Source organism: Streptomyces sp. NPDC042100 (assembly GCF_055582325.1).
In genome coordinates this window covers 201,306-219,855 of record NZ_JBVJDK010000011.1, presented here as the reverse complement: position 1 = coordinate 219,855, position 18,550 = coordinate 201,306, and the positions used below count along the sequence as shown (strand labels likewise).

Sequence of the window (18,550 nt, the reverse complement as noted above, 5' to 3'; positions counted from 1 at the left end):
GGATCCCGGGGGCCTCTTCACGTGCGCGTACGGGGGCTGAGGGGCCCTGGGGGGCCTGTGAGGGCCCGCGGGCTCAGCGCTCGACGATCCGGTCGTACTGGGTCGTGGTGTGCCGCAGATGGGCCACCAGCTCGTCGCCGACCTTCGGCTCCTGCGCGTCGGAGGGCACGAACAGGATCGACACCTGCATGTGCGGCGGCTCGGCGAACCAGCGCTGCTTGCCGGCCCAGACGAAGGGCGAGAGGTTCCGGTTGACGGTCGCGAGACCGGCCCTGGCCACGCCCTTGGCGCGCGGCATCACGCCGTGCATCGCCTTGGGGGCCTCCAGGCCCACGCCGTGCGAGGTGCCGCCGGCGACCACCACGAGCCAGCCGTCGGAGGCGGCCTTCTGCTGGCGGTAGCCGAAGCGGTCGCCCTTGGCGACGCGGGTGACGTCGAGGACGGCGCCGCGGTACTCGGTGGCCTCGTGGTCGCCCAGCCACAGCCGGGTGCCGATGCGGGCCCGGAAGCGGGTCTGCGGGAACTGCTGCTGGAGCCGGGCCTGCTCGTCGGCGCGCAGGTGGCTGACGAACATGGTGTGCAGCGGCAGCCGGGCGGTCCGCAGCCGGTCCATCCAGGTGATGACCTCCTCGACGGCGTCGGTGCCGTCGGGCCGGTCCAGGGGCAGGTGCAGGGCGAAGCCTTCGAGGCGTACGTCCTCGATGGCGGCGTGCAGCCGGCCCAGGTCCTCCTCGTGGACGCCGTGACGCTTCATCGAGCTCATGCACTCGATGACCACGCGCGCGCCCACCAGGGCGTGCACACCGTCCACGGAGGACACCGAGCGGATCACCCGGTCCGGCAGCGGCACCGGCTCCTCGCCCCGCCGGAACGGGGTGAGGACCAGCAGGTCGCCGCTGAACCAGTCCTTGATCTTGGCGGCCTCGTACGTGGTCCCCACCGCGAGCATGTCGGCGCCGAAGCGGGTGACCTCGTCGGAGAGCCGCTCGTGGCCGAAGCCGTAGCCGTTGCCCTTGCAGACCGGGATCAGCCCCGGGAACTGGTCGACGACCGACTTCTGGTGCGCCCGCCAACGAGCGGTGTCGACGTAGAGGGAGAGCGCCATGGCCGGCCCGGAGCCTTTCTGGTGGGGGTGTACGTGTGTACGAGACTACGCAAGCCTCGGGCGCCGCGTCAGCGACGCGGCACGTCAGCGGCGGGACATGTAGATGTCGAGCGCCTTGTGCAGCAGCTTGTTGAGCGGGAAGTCCCACTCGCCGACGTACTCCACGGCCTCGCCGCCGGTGCCGACCTTGAACTGGATCAGACCGAAGAGGTGGTCGGTCTCGTCCAGCGAGTCCGAGATGCCGCGCAGGTCGTAGACGGTGGCGCCCATCGCGTACGCGTCGCGCAGCATCCGCCACTGCATCGCGTTCGAGGGCCGGACCTCGCGGCCGATGTTGTCGGAGGCGCCGTAGGAGTACCAGACGTGGCCGCCGACGACGAGCATGGTGGCGGCGGAGAGGTTCACGCCGTTGTGCCGGGCGAAGTACAGGCGCATCCGGTTGGGGTCCTCGTTGTTGAGGACGGTCCACATGCGCTGGAAGTACGAGAGCGGGCGCGGCCGGAAGTGGTCGCGGACGGCCGTGATCTCGTAGAGCCGCTGCCACTCGGCGAGGTCCTCGTAGCCGCCCTGGACCACCTCGACGCCGGCCTTCTCGGCCTTCTTGATGTTGCGGCGCCACAGCTGGTTGAAGCCCTTGAGGACGTCGTCCAGCGAGCGGTTGGCCAGGGGGACCTGGAAGACGTAGCGGGGCTGCACGTCGCCGAAGCCGGCGCCGCCGTCCTCGGCCTGCTGCCAGCCCATCTTCCGCAGCCGGTCGGCGACCTCGAAGGCGCGCGGCTCGATGTGGGTGGCCTCGACGTCCTTGAGGCGCTTGACGTCCGGGTCCTGGATGCCGGACTTGATGGCGGCCGAGTCCCAGCGGCGGATGACGACCGGCGGGCCCATCTTCACCGAGAAGGCGCCCTGCTGCTTCAGGTGCGCGAGCATCGGCTGCAGCCAGTCGTCCAGGTTCGGGGCGTGCCAGTTGATGACCGGGCCCTCGGGCAGATAGGCCAGGTAGCGCTTGATCTTCGGGAGCTGGCGGTAGAGCACCAGGCCCACGCCGACGAGCTCGCCGGACTTGTCGAACCAGCCGAGGTTCTCCGAGCGCCACTCGGTCTTCACATCCGCCCACGCCGGGACCTGGCAGTGGCTCGCCGCGGGCTGGCTCTGGATGAATGCCAGATGCTGCTCACGGCTGATGGTCCTCAGGGTCAGGCTCATGCGGGGCGCTCCTCGGCAGGTGTGTCCCCATCGGTTCAGGGGCTCCGGCTCTCGCGCCGAAGCCTACTGTGGCCGTGGAGCGCCCCCGTGGGGACCGTGTGTCCCCTGGCCGGCGGACCGGCCGGTGTTTCAGGTGTTTCGCGGTTTCCGGGGTTCGCCGGGTCGCCGGGGTCGCCGGGGTCGCCGGGGTCTCCCGGGTTTCAGACCAGGCCGCCGTAGAACATGCCGAGGTAGAAGCCCACGGCCGAGGCGCCGAGGCCGACGATCAGGACGAAGCGCTCCCTGGTGGTCACGGAGATGAACTGTCCGTACGCGCCGGTGAGGATGCCGATCAGACCGGTCCAGGACGCCAGCACGTGCAGGCTGTGGAACTGGGCCGTGATGACCGACAGCAGTCCGAGGAAGATCGTCACCCCCATCAGCGTGTCCTGGAGCGGGTGGGGCTTGCCGTCGGTGGCGAAGAGGGAGTGTCCGGGGTCGGGTCGCATTGCCTGTGCCATGGGGCACCTCCTGGCGTGGCTGCCGGAAGGCGGCGCTCTGTGACGCCGCCCACATCCGTTGTGTACAGATTGCGTCCCCTCACCACCGGATTTCAACCGCAGGGCGATGTGCGGGTACTCTGTACGGTCTGCACCGGTGTCTGCCCAGGTCCCTCCGGGACCCCGACGGAACTCTCGCTCGCCGAGGGTGATTGTCAGTGGCGGCGGATACCGTTGCTTACGCATCACGACCCTCCTGCCACGGAACGACCGTGGCCGCTGAGTCCAAAGGAGGTGGGTTCCACATGCGTCACTACGAGGTGATGGTCATCCTCGACCCCGATCTCGAGGAGCGCGCTGTCTCCCCGCTGATCGAGAACTTCCTCTCCGTCGTCCGTGAGGGCAACGGAAAGGTCGAGAAGGTCGACACCTGGGGCCGTCGTCGTCTCGCCTACGAGATCAAGAAGAAGCCCGAGGGCATCTACTCGGTCATCGACCTGCAGGCCGAGCCTGCGGTCGTCAAGGAGCTCGACCGCCAGATGAACCTGAACGAGTCGGTCCTCCGGACCAAGGTCCTCCGCCCCGAGACCCACTGAGCTTTCCGCTCACAGGTTTCCGGGTTCGAGTAGCAGCAAGCAGCCAGAAGCAATCCCGCCGAGAGGTTCACCCATGGCAGGCGAGACCGTCATCACGGTCGTCGGCAATCTTGTCGACGACCCGGAGCTGCGCTTCACCCCGTCCGGTGCGGCGGTCGCGAAGTTCCGTATCGCGTCCACCCCCCGCACCTTCGACCGTCAGACCAATGAGTGGAAGGACGGCGAGAGCCTGTTCCTGACCTGCTCGGTCTGGCGTCAGGCAGCGGAGAACGTCGCCGAGTCCCTCCAGCGAGGGATGCGCGTCGTCGTTCAGGGCCGCCTGAAGCAGCGGTCCTACGAGGACCGCGACGGAGTCAAGCGCACGGTCTACGAGCTGGACGTCGAGGAAGTCGGCCCCAGCCTCAAGAACGCCACGGCCAAGGTCACCAAGACCACGGGTCGCGGTGGCCAGGGTGGTTACGGCGGCGGGCAGCAGCAGGGCGGCGGCAACGGTGGTGGCGGCGGCTGGGGTGGCAACCCCGGCGGCGGCCAGCAGGGCGGCGGAGCTTCCTCCGACGACCCCTGGGCCTCCAGCGCCCCGTCCGGCGGCCAGCAGCAGCAGGGCGGCGGTGGCTGGGGTGGCAACTCCGGCGGCGGCTACTCGGACGAGCCCCCCTTCTAGGGCACTCCCCAAGAAGCAGCTCGTACCCAAACTTCTTGATCACACAGGAGAAACACCATGGCGAAGCCGCCTGTGCGCAAGCCTAAGAAGAAGGTCTGCGCATTCTGCAAGGACAAGGTCACGTACGTGGACTACAAGGACACGAACATGCTGCGGAAGTTCATTTCCGACCGCGGCAAGATCCGTGCCCGTCGCGTGACCGGCAACTGCACGCAGCACCAGCGTGACGTCGCCACGGCCGTCAAGAACAGCCGTGAGATGGCGCTGCTGCCCTACACGTCCACCGCGCGATAAGGGAAGGGTGACCGAAAAATGAAGATCATCCTCACCCACGAGGTCTCCGGCCTCGGTACCGCTGGCGACGTCGTCGACGTCAAGGACGGTTACGCTCGCAACTACCTGGTCCCGCGTGGTTTCGCGATCCGCTGGACCAAGGGTGGCGAGAAGGACGTGGCGCAGATCCGCCGCGCCCGCAAGATCCACGAGATCGCGACCATCGAGCAGGCCAACGAGGTCAAGGCCCAGCTCGAGGGCGTCAAGGTCAAGCTGGCCGTTCGCTCCGGCGACGCCGGCCGCCTGTTCGGCTCCGTGACCCAGTCCGACGTCGCCGCGGCGATCAAGGCTGCTGGTGGCCCGGACGTCGACAAGCGTCGCGTCGAGCTCGGCTCGCCGATCAAGACCCTGGGCGCGCACCAGGTCTCCGTGCGTCTGCACGCCGACGTGGTCGCGAAGCTCGGCGTCGAGGTCGTCGCCGCGTAACGCTGCCTTCGGCAGTCTGCGCTCAGCAGTGAGGAAGGGCCGCACCCCTCGGGGTGCGGCCCTTCCGCCGTTTCACGTGAAACATCCCGTCACCGGGCGGCGCCCGTGACGATCCAGCGGCCCGAGCGGGTGCGGAACCATAGGGTCGCCATGCGGACCGTCATCATCAGCGTCATGGCACCCCAGAGCGCCGTCAGCCCGCCCCCGAAGGCCGGGACCAGCAGGGCGACGGGGGCGAAGACGGCCAGGGTCAGGAGCATGGCCCAGGCGAGGTAGGGGCCGTCTCCCGCGCCCATGAGCACGCCGTCGAGGACGAAGACCACCCCGGAGATCGGCTGGGAGAGCGCCACCACCAGCAGGGCGGGGAGCAGGGTGTCCTGGACCACGGGGTCACTGGTGAAGAGCGGGACGAAGAGGGGCCGGGTGAGGATCAGCAGGAGCCCGAGCACGATCCCGGAGACCACGCCCCACTGCACCATCCGGCGGCAGACCTCGCGGGCGCCCCGGGCGTCATCGGCGCCGAGGTAGCGCCCGATGATGGCCTGGCCGGCGATGGCGATGGCGTCGAGGGCGAAGGCCATCAGGCTCCACAGGGACAGGATGATCTGGTGGGCCGCGACATCGGCGTCACCGAGCCGGGCGGCCACAGCCGTGGCGATCATCAGGACCGCGCGCAGTGAGAGCGTACGGACCAGTAGCGGGGCGCCCGCCTGGGCGCTGGCCCTGATGCCGGCGGCGTCGGGGCGCAGCGAGGCTCCGTGGCGGCGGGCGCCGCGGATGACCACGACGAGGTAGGCGGCGGCCATGCCGAGCTGGGCGATGACCGTGCCCCAGGCGGATCCGGCGATGCCGAGGCCGGCTCCGTAGACCAGCCCGAGGTTGAGGGCGCCGTTGGCCGCGAATCCGGCGATGGCGACGTAGAGCGGGGTCTTGGTGTCCTGGAGGCCGCGGAGGACGCCGGTGGCGGCGAGGACGACCAGCATGGCCGGAATGCCGAGGATGGAGATCCTCAGATAGGTGATCGCATACGGGGCCGCGGTGTCGGAGGCGCCGAAGAGGCCCACGAGCCAGGGGGCGGTGGGCAGGGTGAGCGCGACGACACCCGCGCCCAGGAGAAGGGCGAGCCAGATGCCGTCGACGCCCTGGCGGATCGCGGAGGGGAGATCGCCCGCGCCGACCCGGCGGGCCACGGCCGCCGTGGTGGCATAGGCGAGGAAGACGAACACGCTGACCGCGGTGGACAACAGTGCCGAGGCGATGGCGAGGCCGGCGAGCTGAGGGGTGCCGAGATGGCCGACGATGGCGCTGTCGGCGAGCAGGAACAGGGGCTCGGCGACGAGTGCGCCGAAGGCCGGGACGGCGAGCGAGACGATCTCGCGGTCGTGGCGCCGTCGAACGGCCTTGGGTGGCGCGGAAGCCTGATGCATGGGGTCAATCTAATCTTCCACAGGTAAGAGATGCAATGACCTTGTGACCCTTACTTGAAGGGGGAGTGGACCTTCGGGTGTGCGCCGTTTGTTCTGATCTTGGTCCGGACGGCGAAGTTTTTCTCCCCCACAGCCGGTGGATGGAAAAACCGCAGGTCAGAGTGGTTCGCTCGGGGGTGGTATGAGTTTGTCCACATGGCTGTCCCCTGGTCCGTGCACAGGATCCGGGGAGTTCTCCACAGCATCGGGGCCTTCACCCACAGGCCCTGTGGATAACCAGATTGGCTGACGGTGCCCGCGGGCCTACCGTGGTCCGGCGCACGACGCGCCAGAAGCGGAGTCAAAGCCTCTTGTTTGTCCGAGCCGTGGCGTAAGAAAGAGTGGCACGGCGAGGTCCGCGGAGCGGACGGGAGGAGGTGGCTTGGTGAGCAGTCCCGAGCCCATGGACGATCCCTGGGCCGACGGCGGACCAGGTGACCGGCTGCCCACCCGGACCCGCGGCGAGGGCCGGGGCCGAGGGCGCGGCCGGGAGGATCAGCACGAGCGCGGCAGTGAGGACTCCTGGGACTCCGGTCTCTCCGGCTTCGAGCGGGTCCCCCCGCAGGACCTGGACGCCGAGCAGTCCGTCCTCGGCGGCATGCTGCTGTCCAAGGACGCCATCGCCGACGTCGTCGAGATCCTCAAGGGCCACGACTTCTACAAGCCGGCCCACGAGACGGTCTACGCGGCCATCCTCGACCTCTACGCGAAGGGCGAGCCCGCCGACCCCATCACGGTCGGCGCCGAGCTCACCAAGCGCGGCGAGATCACCCGGGCCGGCGGCGTCTCCTACCTGCACACCCTCGTCCAGTCGGTGCCCACCGCCGCCAACGCCTCCTACTACGCGGAGATCGTCCACGAGCGGGCCGTGCTGCGGCGCCTCGTGGAGGCCGGCACCAAGATCACGCAGATGGGATACGCGGCCGACGGCGACGTCGACGACATCGTCAACCGCGCCCAGGCCGAGATCTACCAGGTCACCGAGCAGCGCACCACCGAGGACTACCTGCCGCTCGGCGACATCATGGAGGGCGCGCTCGACGAGATCGAGGCGATCGGCTCCCGCAGCGGCGAGATGACCGGTGTGCCCACCGGCTTCACCGACCTGGACGCGCTCACCAACGGTCTGCACCCCGGCCAGATGATCATCATCGCGGCCCGTCCCGCCATGGGTAAGTCCACGCTGGCGCTGGACTTCGCCCGCGCGGCCTCCATCAAGCACAACCTGCCCAGCGTCATCTTCTCCCTGGAAATGGGCCGCAACGAGATCGCGATGCGCCTGCTCTCGGCGGAGGCACGGGTCGCGCTGCACCACATGCGCTCCGGCACCATGACCGACGAGGACTGGACGCGGCTTGCCCGCCGGATGCCGGACGTCTCGCAGGCCCCGCTCTTCATCGACGACTCGCCGAACCTGTCGATGATGGAGATCCGCGCCAAGTGCCGCCGCCTGAAGCAGCGCAGCGGCATCAAGCTGGTCATCATCGACTACCTCCAGCTGATGCAGGCCGGCGGCTCCAAGCGCTCCGAGAGCCGCCAGCAGGAGGTCTCGGACATGTCGCGAAACCTGAAGCTGCTCGCCAAGGAGCTGGAGCTCCCGGTGATCGCGCTCTCCCAGCTGAACCGAGGCCCCGAACAGCGCACGGACAAGAAGCCGATGGTCTCCGACCTGCGTGAGTCCGGCTCCATCGAGCAGGACGCCGACATGGTCATCCTGCTGCACCGCGAGGACGCCTACGAGAAGGAGTCCCCGCGCGCGGGCGAGGCGGACATCATCGTCGGCAAGCACCGTAACGGCCCGACGGCGACCATCACGGTCGCCTTCCAGGGCCACTACTCGCGCTTCGTGGACATGGCGCAGACCTGATCCGAAGGCCGGCGCCCTCGGCACACCGGGCGCCGGAGTATCGGCCAGGGGTGCACCCCGTCGCGGGATCCTCCGTCCGCCCGGCTCGCGCGGCATGATCGGCGTATGACCTCATCATTCGAAGCCCTGTTGCCCAGTACCGAGCGGGCCCTGCTGCACCGTGTCGCCGTCGCGCAGGCCGAGGGGCGCACGCCCTCCCTCGCCGCCGGTGTGGTCCGGGAGGGTGAGACCGTCTGGTTCGGCTCGCGCAGTTGCGTCGACGGGCACGCCCCGGACGCCGACACGCAGTTCCGGATCGGCTCGATCACCAAGGTCTTCACCGCGGTGCTGGTGATGCGCCTGCGGGACGAGGGGCTGCTCGCCCTGGACGACCCGCTGGAGAAGCACCTGAAGGACACCGGCGTCGGCGAGGTGACGATCGCTCAGCTCCTCGGCCACAGCGCCGGACTGGGTGCCGAGACTCCCGCCCCGTGGTGGGAGCGGACCCCGGGTGAGGTGCGACCCACGCTCGCCGACGTGCTGGGGGAGCGCCCGCAGCCGCATCCCGCGGGGCGCCTGCACCATTACTCCAACCCCGGCTACACCCTGCTGGGTTCGCTGGTCGAGGCCCTGCGCGGGGTGCCCTGGGAGGAGGCCCTGCGCACCGAGATCCTGGAGCCGCTGGGGCTGCGCCGTACGACGGCCCAGCCGGTCGCCCCGCGCGCCGGCGGTTTCGCCGTGCACCCATGGGCCGATGTGATGCTCCCCGAGCCCTCGCAGGACCTGGGGCTCATGGCGCCGGCCGGCCAACTGTGGTCGACCGTCGGCGACCTGTGCCGCTTCGCCGCCTTCCTCGCCGAGGGCGACGAGCGCGTGCTCGCCCGGTCCTCGGTGGAGGAGATGCGGGTGCCCGCCGCGCCCCCGGCGCCCGGCGAGGCGGAGGCGGCCTACGGGCTCGGTCTCCAGGTGGTACGCCGGGACGGGCGCACGTTCGTCGGGCACACGGGCTCGCTGCCGGGCTTCGTGGCCTGCCTCTGGGTGAGCGTCGAGGACGGACTGGCCTCGGTGGCGCTCGCGAACGCCACTTCCGGGCCCCTGATCGGCCTTGTGGCGGCCGAACTCATCGCGATCGTGGCCGAGGCCGAACCGCGCCTCCCGGAGCCCTGGCGCCCTCTTCCCGCGGCCGAGGTGGACCAGGAGCTCCTGGCGCTCACCGGTTCCTGGTACTGGGGGACGTACGCCTATGGGCTGCGGGTCGGCCCCGAGCGCGGGGTGGTCCTGGAGCCGCTGCGCGGTGCGGGGCGGCGGGCGAGCTTCCGCGCACTCCCGGAGGGCGGCTGGATCGGCCTCGACGGCTACTACGCGGGGGAGACGCTGCGGGTGGTGCGGCGGGAGGACGGCTCGGTGAGCCATCTCGACCTCGCCTCCTTCGTCTTCACCCGGGAGCCGTACGAGCCGGGCGACGCCGTCCCGGGTGGCGTGGACGAGGCCGGCTGGCGCGGGCTGTGAGACGAAGCGGGCTGTTTCACGTGAAACAGCCCGCTCCGCGTCAGAGGCTCAGCTTGAAGCCGAGGTGCGAGGGCTCGAAGCCGAGCCGCTCGTAGAAGCGGTGGGCGTCGGTGCGGCTGACGTCGGAGGTCAGCTGCACCAGCCGGCAGCCCTCGGTCCGGGAGGTCTCGACGGCCCACTCGATGAGCCGGGTGCCGAGACCGCTGCCGCGCTCCTCGGCGTGGATGCGGACGCCTTCGATGATCGAGCGCGTGGTGCCCCGGCGGGAGAGCCCGGGGATGACCGTGAGCTGGAGCGTGCCGACGACCCGGCCGCCGCGCACGGCGACGACCACGTGCTGGTTCGGGTCCCGGTCGAGCCGGGCGAAGGCGGCGGTGTACGGGGCGAGGTCGTCGGGCGACTCGCGCTGGGCGCCCAGCGGGTCGTCGGCCAGCATGGCCACGATGGCGGGAAGGTCGTCCTCGCGCGCGGTTCGCATCTCAAGATCGCTCATGAGGGGCAGGCTACGTCCCGCCCCGCCCGGTGCTCAGGCGGGGACGCCGAGGCCCTGCACGACGCGGACCAGCGGGGTCAGCTCCGGGTTCTCGGCCGCCGCGTCCAGCGCCTCGCGCAGGGCGCGGTCGTTGGTGGGACGGGCCTCCGCGAGGAGCTTCTGGCCCGCCTCGGTGACATCGGTGTAGATGCCGCGCCGGTCGGTGGCGCACAGATACCGGGTGAGCAGCCCGCGGTCTTCCAGGCGGGTGACGAGCCGGGTGGTGGCGCTCTGGCTCAGGACGACGGCGTCGGCGACCTGCTTCATCTGGAGGTGCCCGCCGGGGCCGTCGTGCTGGCGGCTGAGGACGTCGAGGAGCGAGTACTCGCGCACGCTCAGGCCGTGCCCGGACTCCAGGGCCTTCTCGATGTGCGCCTCGATTCTGCCGTGCAGCAGGGAGAGGGCACACCAGCCCTGGGAGAGGGCCGTCAGTGCGGGGTCCGTCGCGGTCATGCTCTCTCCTCGCTTCCTCGGGCTCCTGGTCCGGAGCGGCCATCTACCAGGGTAGACGATGAAGCGCAAAAATCCGCGTGTGCAAGTAAATGCCGGGTGGCCCCGGCCTGGCGGGCCTGGGGCGTGTGGACGGGTCAGCCCGCCGCGACGGTGAGCGGGGCGAAGCGGCGGCGCCAGTCGCCCGGGAGCTCGGGCAGGGAGCGGATCATGATGCTCGTCGTGGCGATCCGCTCCAGTCCGTTCGCCTTCAGCCAGGTCGTGAGCTCCCCGTGGCGGCTGTCGACGTCGGTGCGCAGCGGGCGGTCCGAGGCGGCGGCCAGTGAGGCGACCAGGGCCTGGGCCGTGGCGGTGTCGCGGGCGATCAGGGGGCCGATGACATGGGTGTCCATGTTGGGCCAGAGCGCGCCGAAGCCGGTGATCTCGCCGTCCTGCTCCGCGACGCGCAGATGGTCGGCGAAGGCGGGCAGGCGGGTGATCATCGCGGTGCGGTCGACGCCGAAGACCTCGTGGTCGAGGCGCAGGATCGCCGGGAGGTCCTCGGCGGTCGCGGGGCGGACGGGCAGGTCGGGCGCCGGTCGGGCCGGGACGAACCGCCCTGTGAGCATCTCCGAGAGGCCGATGCCCACGAAGCCCAGCTCCTCGTAGAGCGGCTGGCCGTTCGCCGTCGCGTAGAGGGTGAGCGGGGTGTCGCCCGCCTCGGCGAGGACCTGGCGCATCAGCCGGCGGCCGACACCCCGGCGGGCGTACCGCTCGGCGACTAGGACCATCCCGATGGCGGCGAGCCCGGGCCCGTACGAGGTGACCACGCAGGCGGTGACCAGCCCCTTCCCGGACGGGTCGTCGACGCCGTACCCGATGCCCGCGGTGAGCAGCAGCCCCCACTTGTGCTCCTCCCGCTCCCAGCCCCGGTCTTCGGAGAGGTCGGCGCAGGCGAGGGCATCGGCCGAGGTGAGGCGCCGGAACGGGAGCTGGTCGAGCGGGAGCGGTGAAGAGGGCATGAGTGTCAGGCTCGCGGAACCGGCGGCGGCGCGTCCACCGCTTTATGGGCGGACGCGGCCTCCCGGCGGCGGCGCTCGCGCCGGGTCAGGCCCCAGGGCTTGAGCACCGAGACCGCGGTCATGAAGAGGTAGGCGGCGGTGGAGATCGACGGGGCCGCGACCAGGCTGATGTCGGGTACACCGGCCTCCGCCACATGGGCGATCTCCGGGCGGAGCGCGAAGATCGTCGCGGTGGCCGTGGCCAGGGTGATCCAGAACTTGGTCCACACCCAGCGGTGCCGGGCCAGGCCCCAGGGCGTCCCGAGCGAGAGCATCAGCCCGCTGCCCAGGGTCAGCAGCGCCACCGGGGCCAGGAGCACGTCCGCGAACACCTTCATGGCGCGGTAGGAGGCTTCGGTCAGGGACGGGTCTTCGGTCATGTACGCGGTGATGCCGAGGGTGAGCAGGCCCAGACTGAGGCCGAGCCAGGCCACGGAGACGGAGACATGGACGACGAGGAGTGCCCGCCGGGCGGGCCGTCGGAGATGTTTCACGTGAAACACGGTGCCGTTCGGACGGCTTCTTCCGCGTCGCACCGGGGGAGTAAGCGCCCGTACTAGCCTCGGCGTACATGAGGACCCACGACGGTGACCGCAGGCTGCATCTCTTCGACCTCGACGGCACCCTCATCCGGGGCTCGGCCGCGGCGGTGGAGATCTCGCGTCAGCTCGGGCTGAGCGAGGAGATCGCGGCGTTGGAGCGGAGCTTCCTGGCGGAGGGGCTGACCCCTGACGAGTTCGCCGTACGGGCCCGGGCGCTGTGGTCGGAGCTGACCCCGGAGCAGGTGGCGGCGGCCTTCGAGGGCGCCCCCTGGCTGGCCGGCATCCGGGAGGTCTGGGCGGGGATCAGGGCCGAGGGCGGCCACTGCGCGGTGATCTCGCTGTCCCCCGACTTCTTCGTCGAGCGGCTGCTGGAGTGGGGCGCGGACGCGGCACACGGATCGCGCTGGCCCGCCGTGCCGTTCACCGAGCCGATCCACCGTCCCGGCATCCTCGACGCCTCGGCCAAGGTGCGGATCGCCGGTGAGCTCTGTGCCCGTTTCGGGGTCTCGCTGGAGGAGTGCGTGGCATACGGGGACTCGATGTCCGACGCGCGGCTCTTCGCCGTCGTGCCGGAGACGGTGGCCGTGAACGCGGACCACCACCTCGTGGGGCTGGCCCGGCACCGCTACACCGGTGCCGATCTGCGCGAGGCCCACGCCTTGGTCCGAAAGAGCGCAGCCTAGCCCTCGACGGGGCGTGAGGGGCCGTGAATTCCGCTTTCTGCCCGCACTTCACGCCGGACTGTCATCCTGCGAACACGGAAGGCGACCACAGAGGTCGGCTGCGGGGAGGCGAGGACATGTCGGATGCTCTGGCTACGGCCCCGGAAGCGTCACCGCCCCGAATATCCGCGCCCGGGGGCGTATCGGAGAGCGTGCCCGGGCACGTCTCCGAGACCGCGTCGGGCGTCGCGTCCGGGAGCGCGGCGGAGGCCACGGCCGAGCCTGTGCCCGTGACGGAACCCGAGCGCGGGCCGGAGCGCGGGCCAGAGCGAGCTCCCTCGTCGGACGCGGTGCTGGTGCGGCGCACCATGACCGAGATCGCGCCGGTCGCCGACCGGGTGACCTCCTACTTCTACGCGCTGCTCTTCACCCGCCACCCCGATCTGCGGGCGATGTTCCCGGCGGCCATGGACACCCAGCGCGACCGGCTGCTCAAGGCGCTGCTCACGGCGGCCGAGCACATGGACGACGTGCCCGTCCTCACCGAGTACCTGCAGAACCTCGGCCGGGGCCACCGCAAGTACGGGACGATCTCCGCCCACTACCCGGCGGTCGGCGAGGCCCTGATCGGCGCGTTGGTCCGGTACGCCGAGATCTGGGACGAGGAGACCGAGGGCGCCTGGGTCCGCACGTACACGACGATCTCGCAGATCATGATCGACGCGGCGGCGGAGGACGAGCGGCACGCGCCGGCCTGGTGGCAGGCCGAGGTGGTCTCGCACGACCTGCGGACCCCGGACATCGCCGTGATCACCCTGCGCCCCGATCAGCCCTATCCGTTCCTGGCCGGGCAGTACACCAGCCTGGAGACCCCCTGGTGGCCCCGGATATGGCGCCACTACTCCTTCGCCTCGGCACCCCGCCCGGACGGGCTGCTCACCCTGCACGTCAAGGCGGTGCCCGCGGGCTGGGTGTCCAACGCCCTGGTGCACCGGGCCCGGCCGGGCGACGTGCTGCGCCTCGGCCCGCCCGCGGGCTCGATGACCGTCGACCACTCCACGGACAACGGGATGCTGTGTCTGGGCGGAGGGACCGGGATCGCCCCGATCAAGGCGCTGGTCGAGGACGTGGCGGAGCACGGGGATCGGCGGCGGGTGGAGGTCTTCTACGGCGCCCGGAGCGACCACGACCTCTATGACATCGACACGATGCTGAGGCTCCAGAAGACCTTCCCGTGGCTGGCCGTCCGCTCGGTCACCGAGGAGCAGGGGAGGCTCCCGGACGCTGTGCGCCAGTACGGGCCGTGGGCCGAGTACGACGCCTATCTCTCGGGGCCGCTCGGCATGGTCCGCAGCGGGGTGGACGCCCTGCGGGGCGCCGGGATCCCCACCGACCGGATCCGCCACGACTTCCTGACGGAACTGGTCGCGCAGGGCTGACGGGGCGTCCGGCCCGGCCCGAGGGGCGGGCCCTAACCCAGGTCCGGTGCGTGCATCGCGCGGACGCCCTCGATGTTGCCGTCCAGGTAGTGGCGCAGGGAGAGCGGCACCAGGTGCACCGCGGCGATGCCGACCCGGTTGAAGGGCACCCGGACGATCTCGTACTCGCCCAGCGGCTCCTCGATCTCGGGGCCGTGCCGCTGCGAGGTGTCCATGGACTCCAGCCGGCAGACGAAGAAGTGCTGCACCTTCACGCCGGAGACCCCGCCGTCGACGATGTGCTCGACGGTGTCCACGAAACAGGGCACCACATCGGTGATCTTGGCGCCGAGCTCCTCGTGCACCTCCCGGTGCAGGGCCTGGACGACGGTCGGGTCCGAGGGCTCGACCCCGCCGCCGGGTGTCACCCAGTACGGATCCACGCCCGGTTTGGTGCGTTTGATGAGGATCAGGTCGTCCCCGTCGAGCAGGATGGCGCGTGCGGTGCGCTTGACCACAGGTCGTTCGGTCATGGGAAGAAAATGGCCCGTCCCGGGTGTCCTGAAACTCACCAGTCCTCAGCGGCCCGCAGCAGCCACTCGTGGGCCCGCGCCAGATGCGGCAGCGCGAGCGTGCCGGTGCGGACGACCAGGAAGTAGGTGCGCAGCGGAGGCACCGGCGGGTCCAGGAGCGCCACGAGCCGCCCGCCGCCCAAGGCCTCCTCGCACAGATAGCGGGGCAGCACGGCGAGCCCCGCCCCGGCGGCGGTGGTCTCCAGGACGGCCCGCAGGTCCGGGGCGATCACGGTCGCGGCGGCGGCCGGTTTGGACTCGAAGACCGCGGCCCAGTAGCGCGAGACGAAGGGCAGCGACTCGTGCACCTCGACCACGGGAAGCTGCTCCAGCACGACCGCGCCCCGGCGCAGCAGCGTCCCGGGCGGCAGCCGGGCGGCCCAGCGCGGGGCGGCGACCAGGACGTGCTCCTCGTCGCAGAGCGGGGTGGCGGCGAACAGCCCGCCCCGGGGCCGGGCGGCGGCGACGGCCAGGTCGTGGTGGCCGGCGGCGAGCGCGTCGAACGTCTCCTCCGCGTCACCGGGGAACGAGGCGCGCAGCGTGAGGCCCTGGGCGATCAGCGGGGTCAGGGCGGGCAGCACCCGGGCCGAGGTGAACTCGGGCGGCCCGGCCAGGTGCAGGGTGCGCAGCCCGCTCTGCTCCCCCAGGCCCGTCTCGGCGATCTCGACGAGCGCGTCCAGGTGTGGGGCGGCCCGCTGGGCGAGCTCGTCGCCGATGGTGGTGGGGGTGACCCCGCGTGCCTGACGGAGGAAGAGCGGGCGGCCGAGCTGCCGTTCCAGGGTGCGGATCTGGCTGGTGACGGCGGGCTGGGAGAGTCCGAGGAGAGCGGCGGCGCGGGTGAACGAGCCGGCCCGGTGCACCGTGACGAACGTGCGCAGCAGGGCCAGGTCCATCCCCGCCCCCTCCCGGCCCGCGGGGGCCGTTCGACTCAGGCGGTCTGCTGGGGCGCCTTGGGACCGTCCAACTATAAATAAGTCGATAGGCCCCTGTCGCTAGCGTGATTGGACACTGACGCACAGTCAACTAGCCTGGTTCACGCGGTCTTCCACCTCCCGGAGGCGAGATCGCCGCCGGGGGAGGCGAGGGGGGAGAGGGGCGTTCCGAGCCACGAGGGGGGAGGCTCGGAACGCCCTTTCGCCGGGCCGCCTTCTTCGCCGCGCCGCTCTCCTTGCCAGGCCGCCCTCCTCCCCAGACCGCCCTCCTCCCCAGGCCGCTCTCCTCGCCAGGCCGCTCTCCTCCCCGCGCCGAGCACTCCCCCCCCGTCAGGCCGCCTCGGCGGCGCTGTCGAGCGCGCGGCGGACGTCGTCGAGCAGGTCCTCCGGGTCCTCCGCGCCGACCGAGAAGCGGACGAAGCCCTCGGGCACGGCGTCCCCACCCCAGCGTCCGCGCCGCTCCGCGGTGGACCGGACGCCGCCGAAGCTGGTGGCGTCGTCCACGAGCCGCAGCGCGTCGAGGAAGCGGTCCGCCCAGGCGCGGTCCGGCAGGACGAAGGAGACGACGGAGCCGAAGCGCCGCATCTGCCGGGCGGCCACCTCGTGCGAGGGGTCGCCGGGGAGCCCCGGGTAGCGCAGCCCGGTGACGTCCGGGCGGGCGGTGAGGGCCTCGGCGAGGGCGAGCGCGGTGCCGCACTGCCGGTCGAGCCGCAGCTGGAGGGTGGCCAGCGAGCGGTGGGCGAGCCAGGCCTCCATCGGGCCGGGGACGGCCCCGACGATCTTCCGCCAGCGCCGCACCTCGGCGGCGCGGAGCGGATCCCGGCAGCTCACGTGGCCGAGCAGGATGTCGCCGTGCCCGGTCATGCCCTTCGTGTCGCTGGCGACGGAGAAGTCCGCGCCGAGCTCCAGGGGCCGCTGGCCGAGCGGGGTGGCCAGGGTGTTGTCGACCGCGACCAGGGCCCCCGCCTCGTGGGCGGCCCGCACCAGGCGGCGCACGTCGCAGACGTCGAGCCCGGGGTTGGACGGGGTCTCCAGCCACAGCAGCTTCGCCCCGGCCAGCGCGCCGAGCTGGGCGTCGCCGCGGGTGGGCGCGGTGCGGACCTCGATCCCGTACGCCCGCAACTGCTCGTGCAGCAGGGGCAGCGCCTGGTAGGCGTCGTCGGGGAAGACGACGGCGTCGCCGGAGCGCAGCTGCGAGAGGACGACGGCGGAGATCGCGGCCATCCCGGAGGCGAAGACCAGGGTCTCGACCCCGGTCTCCCCCGGGGCCTCCAGCTCGCCGATGGCGCGTTCCAGGTGGGTCCAGGTGGGGTTCTCGTCGCGGCCGTAGGTGTAGGGGCCGGTGGGCTCGCCCGGCAGGTGGAAGTGGGCGGCGAAGACCGGTCCGGGGAGCGTCGGCTCGTACTTCACGGGCTCGGGCAGCCCGGCCCGTACGGCCCGCGTCCCGTCCCCGTACGGGCCGTCGTGCGTGGTGCTCATCGGGTTCGCTCTCCCACCTCGTCGCGCACCGCGGCGAGGAGTCCCCCGCTCGCGGACTCCACCATCTCCAGGCACTCCTCGAAGCCCTCCCGGCCCCCGTAGTACGGGTCCGGCACGTCGAGCCGGGAGCCCGCCGCGGGGTCGTAGGAGCGCAGCAGGCGTACCTTCGCCGCGTCCTCGGGCGTGGGGGCCAGCCGCCGCAGGTCGCGCAGGTGCCCCTCGTCGAGGGCGATCACCAGGTCCAGCTCCGGGAACCAGGAGGTCCGGAACTGCCGGGCCGCGTGCCCGGAGCCGTAGCCGTGCTCCTCCAGGACGGACACGGTGCGCGGGTCGGCGGGGTCGCCCTCGTGCCAGCCGCCGGTGCCGGCGCTGTCCACGACGACCGCGCCGGCCAGACCGGCCTCGGCCACGCGCGCGCGGAAGACGTGCTCGGCCATCGGCGAGCGGCAGATGTTGCCGGTGCAGACGAAGCAGACGCGGTACGTCACGGCCGGGCCTCAGTCGCCGTCGGGGAGGACGACGTTCAGCGCCCAGGAGACGACGGAGATGATCAGGCCGCCGACGACCGCGGTCCAGAAGCCGTGCACCTGGAAGTCGAGGCCGACCTGGTCGGACAGCCAGGACGTGAGCAGCAGCATCAGGGCGTTGACGACCAGGGTGATCAGACCGAGCGTCAGGATGAAGAGCGGGAGGGTGAGCAGCTTCACGAGCGGCTTCACCAGGAAGTTGACCAGTCCGAAGAGCAGGGCGACCAGGATCAGCGTCCACGTCTTCTCGGCGGTGCTGGTGCCGGTCAGGGTGATGTCGTCGAGCACCCAGATGGCCACCGCCAGGGCCCCCGCGTTCGCGAGCGTCTTGACTACGAAATTCTTCATGTGTCAGATCGTGGCAGACAGGATCGAGCCAAGGCAGGGGCGAAGGAACCATGAAGGCATTCCGACTGGACGAGCTGGAGGCGGAGCGCGCCGCCAACGACGGCGCGTACCTCCAGTTCCTGCGGGAGCGGAACATGTCGGTCGGGCTGTACGCGCTGGACGCGGGGCAGCCCGACCCGCAGCAGCCGCACGGCCAGGACGAGGTGTACTTCGTGGTGAGCGGCCGGGCCGCGATCACGGTCGGGGAGGAGACGACCCCGGTCGCGCGGGGCAGCGTGGTCTATGTGCCGGCCGGTGTGCCGCACCGCTTCCACCACATCACCGAGGACCTGCGGGTCATGGTGGTGTTCTCCCCGCCGGAGGGATGACCCTGGGGTCACGCGGGCTCGCGGGCCCACACCCCTAGGGGTCGGATCAGGGAAGA

General features: G+C 71.2%; 22 protein-coding genes. 9 read left to right on the top strand and 13 right to left on the bottom strand.

Annotation, left to right across the window (positions count from 1 at the left end; translation table 11 throughout):
• Positions 1 to 73: 73 nt before the first annotated feature.
• From ACZ6J5_RS25210 to ACZ6J5_RS25200, 3 genes are all read right to left on the bottom strand, one after another.
• A complete protein-coding gene (locus tag ACZ6J5_RS25210; protein ID WP_469395087.1) occupies positions 74 to 1,105 on the bottom strand; it encodes an alanine racemase in 1,032 nt (343 codons plus the stop codon).
• Between the two features lie 84 nt (positions 1,106 to 1,189).
• On the bottom strand, positions 1,190 to 2,308 hold the full coding sequence (locus ACZ6J5_RS25205; RefSeq protein WP_362467969.1) for a lipid II:glycine glycyltransferase FemX: 1,119 nt from the start codon (positions 2,306 to 2,308) through the stop codon (positions 1,190 to 1,192).
• A gap of 200 nt (positions 2,309 to 2,508) precedes the next feature.
• On the bottom strand, positions 2,509 to 2,808 hold the full coding sequence (locus tag ACZ6J5_RS25200) for a hypothetical protein (RefSeq protein ID WP_469395085.1): 300 nt from the start codon (positions 2,806 to 2,808) through the stop codon (positions 2,509 to 2,511).
• A 284-nt stretch (positions 2,809 to 3,092) separates the two neighbouring features.
• Between ACZ6J5_RS25200 and rpsF the strand changes: the two genes are divergently transcribed.
• From rpsF to rplI, 4 genes are all read left to right on the top strand, one after another.
• Entirely contained in the window at positions 3,093 to 3,383 is a 291-nt protein-coding gene (rpsF, locus tag ACZ6J5_RS25195; protein WP_004950685.1) for a 30S ribosomal protein S6, read from the top strand.
• A 73-nt stretch (positions 3,384 to 3,456) separates the two neighbouring features.
• Positions 3,457 to 4,044 (top strand): single-stranded DNA-binding protein, encoded by a 588-nt coding sequence (locus tag ACZ6J5_RS25190; protein WP_469395083.1) that lies wholly within the window; start codon positions 3,457 to 3,459, stop codon positions 4,042 to 4,044.
• A 57-nt stretch (positions 4,045 to 4,101) separates the two neighbouring features.
• Positions 4,102 to 4,338 carry a 30S ribosomal protein S18 gene (rpsR, locus tag ACZ6J5_RS25185; protein ID WP_003949403.1) on the top strand — a complete coding sequence of 79 codons (237 nt, stop codon included), beginning with the start codon at positions 4,102 to 4,104 and terminating at the stop codon, positions 4,336 to 4,338.
• 18 nt (positions 4,339 to 4,356) lie between these two features.
• Positions 4,357 to 4,803 (top strand): 50S ribosomal protein L9, encoded by a 447-nt coding sequence (gene rplI, locus ACZ6J5_RS25180; protein ID WP_469395081.1) that lies wholly within the window; start codon positions 4,357 to 4,359, stop codon positions 4,801 to 4,803.
• Between the two features lie 89 nt (positions 4,804 to 4,892).
• On the opposite strand, the gene ACZ6J5_RS25175 is transcribed toward rplI, so the two are convergent.
• Complete coding sequence (locus ACZ6J5_RS25175) at positions 4,893 to 6,230, bottom strand: MATE family efflux transporter (protein WP_469395079.1); 1,338 nt, start codon at positions 6,228 to 6,230, stop codon at positions 4,893 to 4,895.
• Positions 6,231 to 6,672: 442 nt separating this feature from the next.
• Between ACZ6J5_RS25175 and dnaB the strand changes: the two genes are divergently transcribed.
• Together dnaB and ACZ6J5_RS25165 are read left to right on the top strand one after the other, a co-directional pair.
• Positions 6,673 to 8,136 carry a replicative DNA helicase gene (gene dnaB, locus ACZ6J5_RS25170; protein ID WP_362468107.1) on the top strand — a complete coding sequence of 488 codons (1,464 nt, stop codon included), beginning with the start codon at positions 6,673 to 6,675 and terminating at the stop codon, positions 8,134 to 8,136.
• Between the two features lie 105 nt (positions 8,137 to 8,241).
• Positions 8,242 to 9,624, top strand: coding sequence for a serine hydrolase domain-containing protein (locus ACZ6J5_RS25165; protein WP_469395077.1), 1,383 nt, complete (start codon positions 8,242 to 8,244; stop codon positions 9,622 to 9,624).
• A 40-nt stretch (positions 9,625 to 9,664) separates the two neighbouring features.
• Here ACZ6J5_RS25165 and ACZ6J5_RS25160 read toward each other — a convergent pair whose 3' ends face one another.
• The 4 genes from ACZ6J5_RS25160 to ACZ6J5_RS25145 all read right to left on the bottom strand — a co-directional run bounded on the left by ACZ6J5_RS25160 (position 9,665) and on the right by ACZ6J5_RS25145 (position 12,140).
• Positions 9,665 to 10,117, bottom strand: coding sequence for a GNAT family N-acetyltransferase (locus tag ACZ6J5_RS25160; RefSeq protein WP_469395075.1), 453 nt, complete (start codon positions 10,115 to 10,117; stop codon positions 9,665 to 9,667).
• A 33-nt stretch (positions 10,118 to 10,150) separates the two neighbouring features.
• Complete coding sequence (locus tag ACZ6J5_RS25155) at positions 10,151 to 10,609, bottom strand: MarR family winged helix-turn-helix transcriptional regulator (protein WP_469395073.1); 459 nt, start codon at positions 10,607 to 10,609, stop codon at positions 10,151 to 10,153.
• 134 nt (positions 10,610 to 10,743) lie between these two features.
• A complete protein-coding gene (locus ACZ6J5_RS25150) occupies positions 10,744 to 11,607 on the bottom strand; it encodes a GNAT family N-acetyltransferase (RefSeq protein WP_469395071.1) in 864 nt (287 codons plus the stop codon).
• A gap of 5 nt (positions 11,608 to 11,612) precedes the next feature.
• Complete coding sequence (locus ACZ6J5_RS25145; RefSeq protein ID WP_469395069.1) at positions 11,613 to 12,140, bottom strand: DUF2269 domain-containing protein; 528 nt, start codon at positions 12,138 to 12,140, stop codon at positions 11,613 to 11,615.
• Positions 12,141 to 12,217: 77 nt separating this feature from the next.
• On the opposite strand from ACZ6J5_RS25145, the gene ACZ6J5_RS25140 reads away from it, so the two are divergent.
• Together ACZ6J5_RS25140 and ACZ6J5_RS25135 are read left to right on the top strand one after the other, a co-directional pair.
• The gene (locus tag ACZ6J5_RS25140) at positions 12,218 to 12,871 is read left to right on the top strand and encodes an HAD family hydrolase (RefSeq protein WP_469395067.1); all 654 of its coding nucleotides are present in this window, start codon (positions 12,218 to 12,220) and stop codon (positions 12,869 to 12,871) included.
• Between the two features lie 116 nt (positions 12,872 to 12,987).
• Positions 12,988 to 14,289, top strand: coding sequence for a globin domain-containing protein (locus ACZ6J5_RS25135; protein ID WP_469395065.1), 1,302 nt, complete (start codon positions 12,988 to 12,990; stop codon positions 14,287 to 14,289).
• A gap of 32 nt (positions 14,290 to 14,321) precedes the next feature.
• Here the strand turns inward: ACZ6J5_RS25135 and ACZ6J5_RS25130 are convergent, their stop codons facing one another.
• The 5 genes from ACZ6J5_RS25130 to ACZ6J5_RS25110 form a co-directional block, all read right to left on the bottom strand.
• Complete coding sequence (locus tag ACZ6J5_RS25130) at positions 14,322 to 14,801, bottom strand: NUDIX domain-containing protein (protein WP_469395064.1); 480 nt, start codon at positions 14,799 to 14,801, stop codon at positions 14,322 to 14,324.
• A gap of 35 nt (positions 14,802 to 14,836) precedes the next feature.
• The gene (locus ACZ6J5_RS25125; RefSeq protein WP_469395063.1) at positions 14,837 to 15,733 is read right to left on the bottom strand and encodes a LysR family transcriptional regulator; all 897 of its coding nucleotides are present in this window, start codon (positions 15,731 to 15,733) and stop codon (positions 14,837 to 14,839) included.
• Positions 15,734 to 16,102: 369 nt separating this feature from the next.
• Positions 16,103 to 17,251, bottom strand: coding sequence for a cystathionine gamma-lyase (locus tag ACZ6J5_RS25120; protein WP_469395061.1), 1,149 nt, complete (start codon positions 17,249 to 17,251; stop codon positions 16,103 to 16,105).
• Complete coding sequence (locus tag ACZ6J5_RS25115; RefSeq protein ID WP_469395059.1) at positions 17,248 to 17,739, bottom strand: low molecular weight protein-tyrosine-phosphatase; 492 nt, start codon at positions 17,737 to 17,739, stop codon at positions 17,248 to 17,250. Before ACZ6J5_RS25115 ends, ACZ6J5_RS25120 begins: the two co-directional genes overlap by 4 nt.
• Before the next feature lie 9 nt (positions 17,740 to 17,748).
• The gene (locus ACZ6J5_RS25110) at positions 17,749 to 18,126 is read right to left on the bottom strand and encodes a phage holin family protein (RefSeq protein WP_469395057.1); all 378 of its coding nucleotides are present in this window, start codon (positions 18,124 to 18,126) and stop codon (positions 17,749 to 17,751) included.
• A gap of 50 nt (positions 18,127 to 18,176) precedes the next feature.
• On the opposite strand from ACZ6J5_RS25110, the gene ACZ6J5_RS25105 reads away from it, so the two are divergent.
• Complete coding sequence (locus ACZ6J5_RS25105; protein WP_469395055.1) at positions 18,177 to 18,494, top strand: cupin domain-containing protein; 318 nt, start codon at positions 18,177 to 18,179, stop codon at positions 18,492 to 18,494.
• Positions 18,495 to 18,550: the final 56 nt, after the last annotated feature.

Bases quoted from the DNA above. Each gene is read 5' to 3' on its own strand.
- ACZ6J5_RS25190 (WP_469395083.1), top strand. From the start codon at position 3,457: ATGGCAGGCGAGACCGTCATCACGGTCGTCGGCAATCTTGTCGACGAC.
- ACZ6J5_RS25200 (WP_469395085.1), bottom strand. From the start codon at position 2,808: ATGGCACAGGCAATGCGACCCGACCCCGGACACTCCCTCTTCGCCACC.
- ACZ6J5_RS25165 (WP_469395077.1), top strand. From the start codon at position 8,242: ATGACCTCATCATTCGAAGCCCTGTTGCCCAGTACCGAGCGGGCCCTG.
- rpsR (WP_003949403.1), top strand. From the start codon at position 4,102: ATGGCGAAGCCGCCTGTGCGCAAGCCTAAGAAGAAGGTCTGCGCATTC.
- rplI (WP_469395081.1), top strand. From the start codon at position 4,357: ATGAAGATCATCCTCACCCACGAGGTCTCCGGCCTCGGTACCGCTGGC.
- ACZ6J5_RS25160 (WP_469395075.1), bottom strand. From the start codon at position 10,117: ATGAGCGATCTTGAGATGCGAACCGCGCGCGAGGACGACCTTCCCGCC.
- ACZ6J5_RS25110 (WP_469395057.1), bottom strand. From the start codon at position 18,126: ATGAAGAATTTCGTAGTCAAGACGCTCGCGAACGCGGGGGCCCTGGCG.
- ACZ6J5_RS25150 (WP_469395071.1), bottom strand. From the start codon at position 11,607: ATGCCCTCTTCACCGCTCCCGCTCGACCAGCTCCCGTTCCGGCGCCTC.
- dnaB (WP_362468107.1), top strand. From the start codon at position 6,673: ATGGACGATCCCTGGGCCGACGGCGGACCAGGTGACCGGCTGCCCACC.
- ACZ6J5_RS25205 (WP_362467969.1), bottom strand. From the start codon at position 2,308: ATGAGCCTGACCCTGAGGACCATCAGCCGTGAGCAGCATCTGGCATTC.
- ACZ6J5_RS25140 (WP_469395067.1), top strand. From the start codon at position 12,218: ATGAGGACCCACGACGGTGACCGCAGGCTGCATCTCTTCGACCTCGAC.
- ACZ6J5_RS25105 (WP_469395055.1), top strand. From the start codon at position 18,177: ATGAAGGCATTCCGACTGGACGAGCTGGAGGCGGAGCGCGCCGCCAAC.
- ACZ6J5_RS25125 (WP_469395063.1), bottom strand. From the start codon at position 15,733: ATGGACCTGGCCCTGCTGCGCACGTTCGTCACGGTGCACCGGGCCGGC.
- ACZ6J5_RS25175 (WP_469395079.1), bottom strand. From the start codon at position 6,230: ATGCATCAGGCTTCCGCGCCACCCAAGGCCGTTCGACGGCGCCACGAC.
- ACZ6J5_RS25130 (WP_469395064.1), bottom strand. From the start codon at position 14,801: ATGACCGAACGACCTGTGGTCAAGCGCACCGCACGCGCCATCCTGCTC.
- ACZ6J5_RS25210 (WP_469395087.1), bottom strand. From the start codon at position 1,105: ATGGCGCTCTCCCTCTACGTCGACACCGCTCGTTGGCGGGCGCACCAG.
- rpsF (WP_004950685.1), top strand. From the start codon at position 3,093: ATGCGTCACTACGAGGTGATGGTCATCCTCGACCCCGATCTCGAGGAG.
- ACZ6J5_RS25135 (WP_469395065.1), top strand. From the start codon at position 12,988: ATGTCGGATGCTCTGGCTACGGCCCCGGAAGCGTCACCGCCCCGAATA.
- ACZ6J5_RS25155 (WP_469395073.1), bottom strand. From the start codon at position 10,609: ATGACCGCGACGGACCCCGCACTGACGGCCCTCTCCCAGGGCTGGTGT.
- ACZ6J5_RS25120 (WP_469395061.1), bottom strand. From the start codon at position 17,251: ATGAGCACCACGCACGACGGCCCGTACGGGGACGGGACGCGGGCCGTA.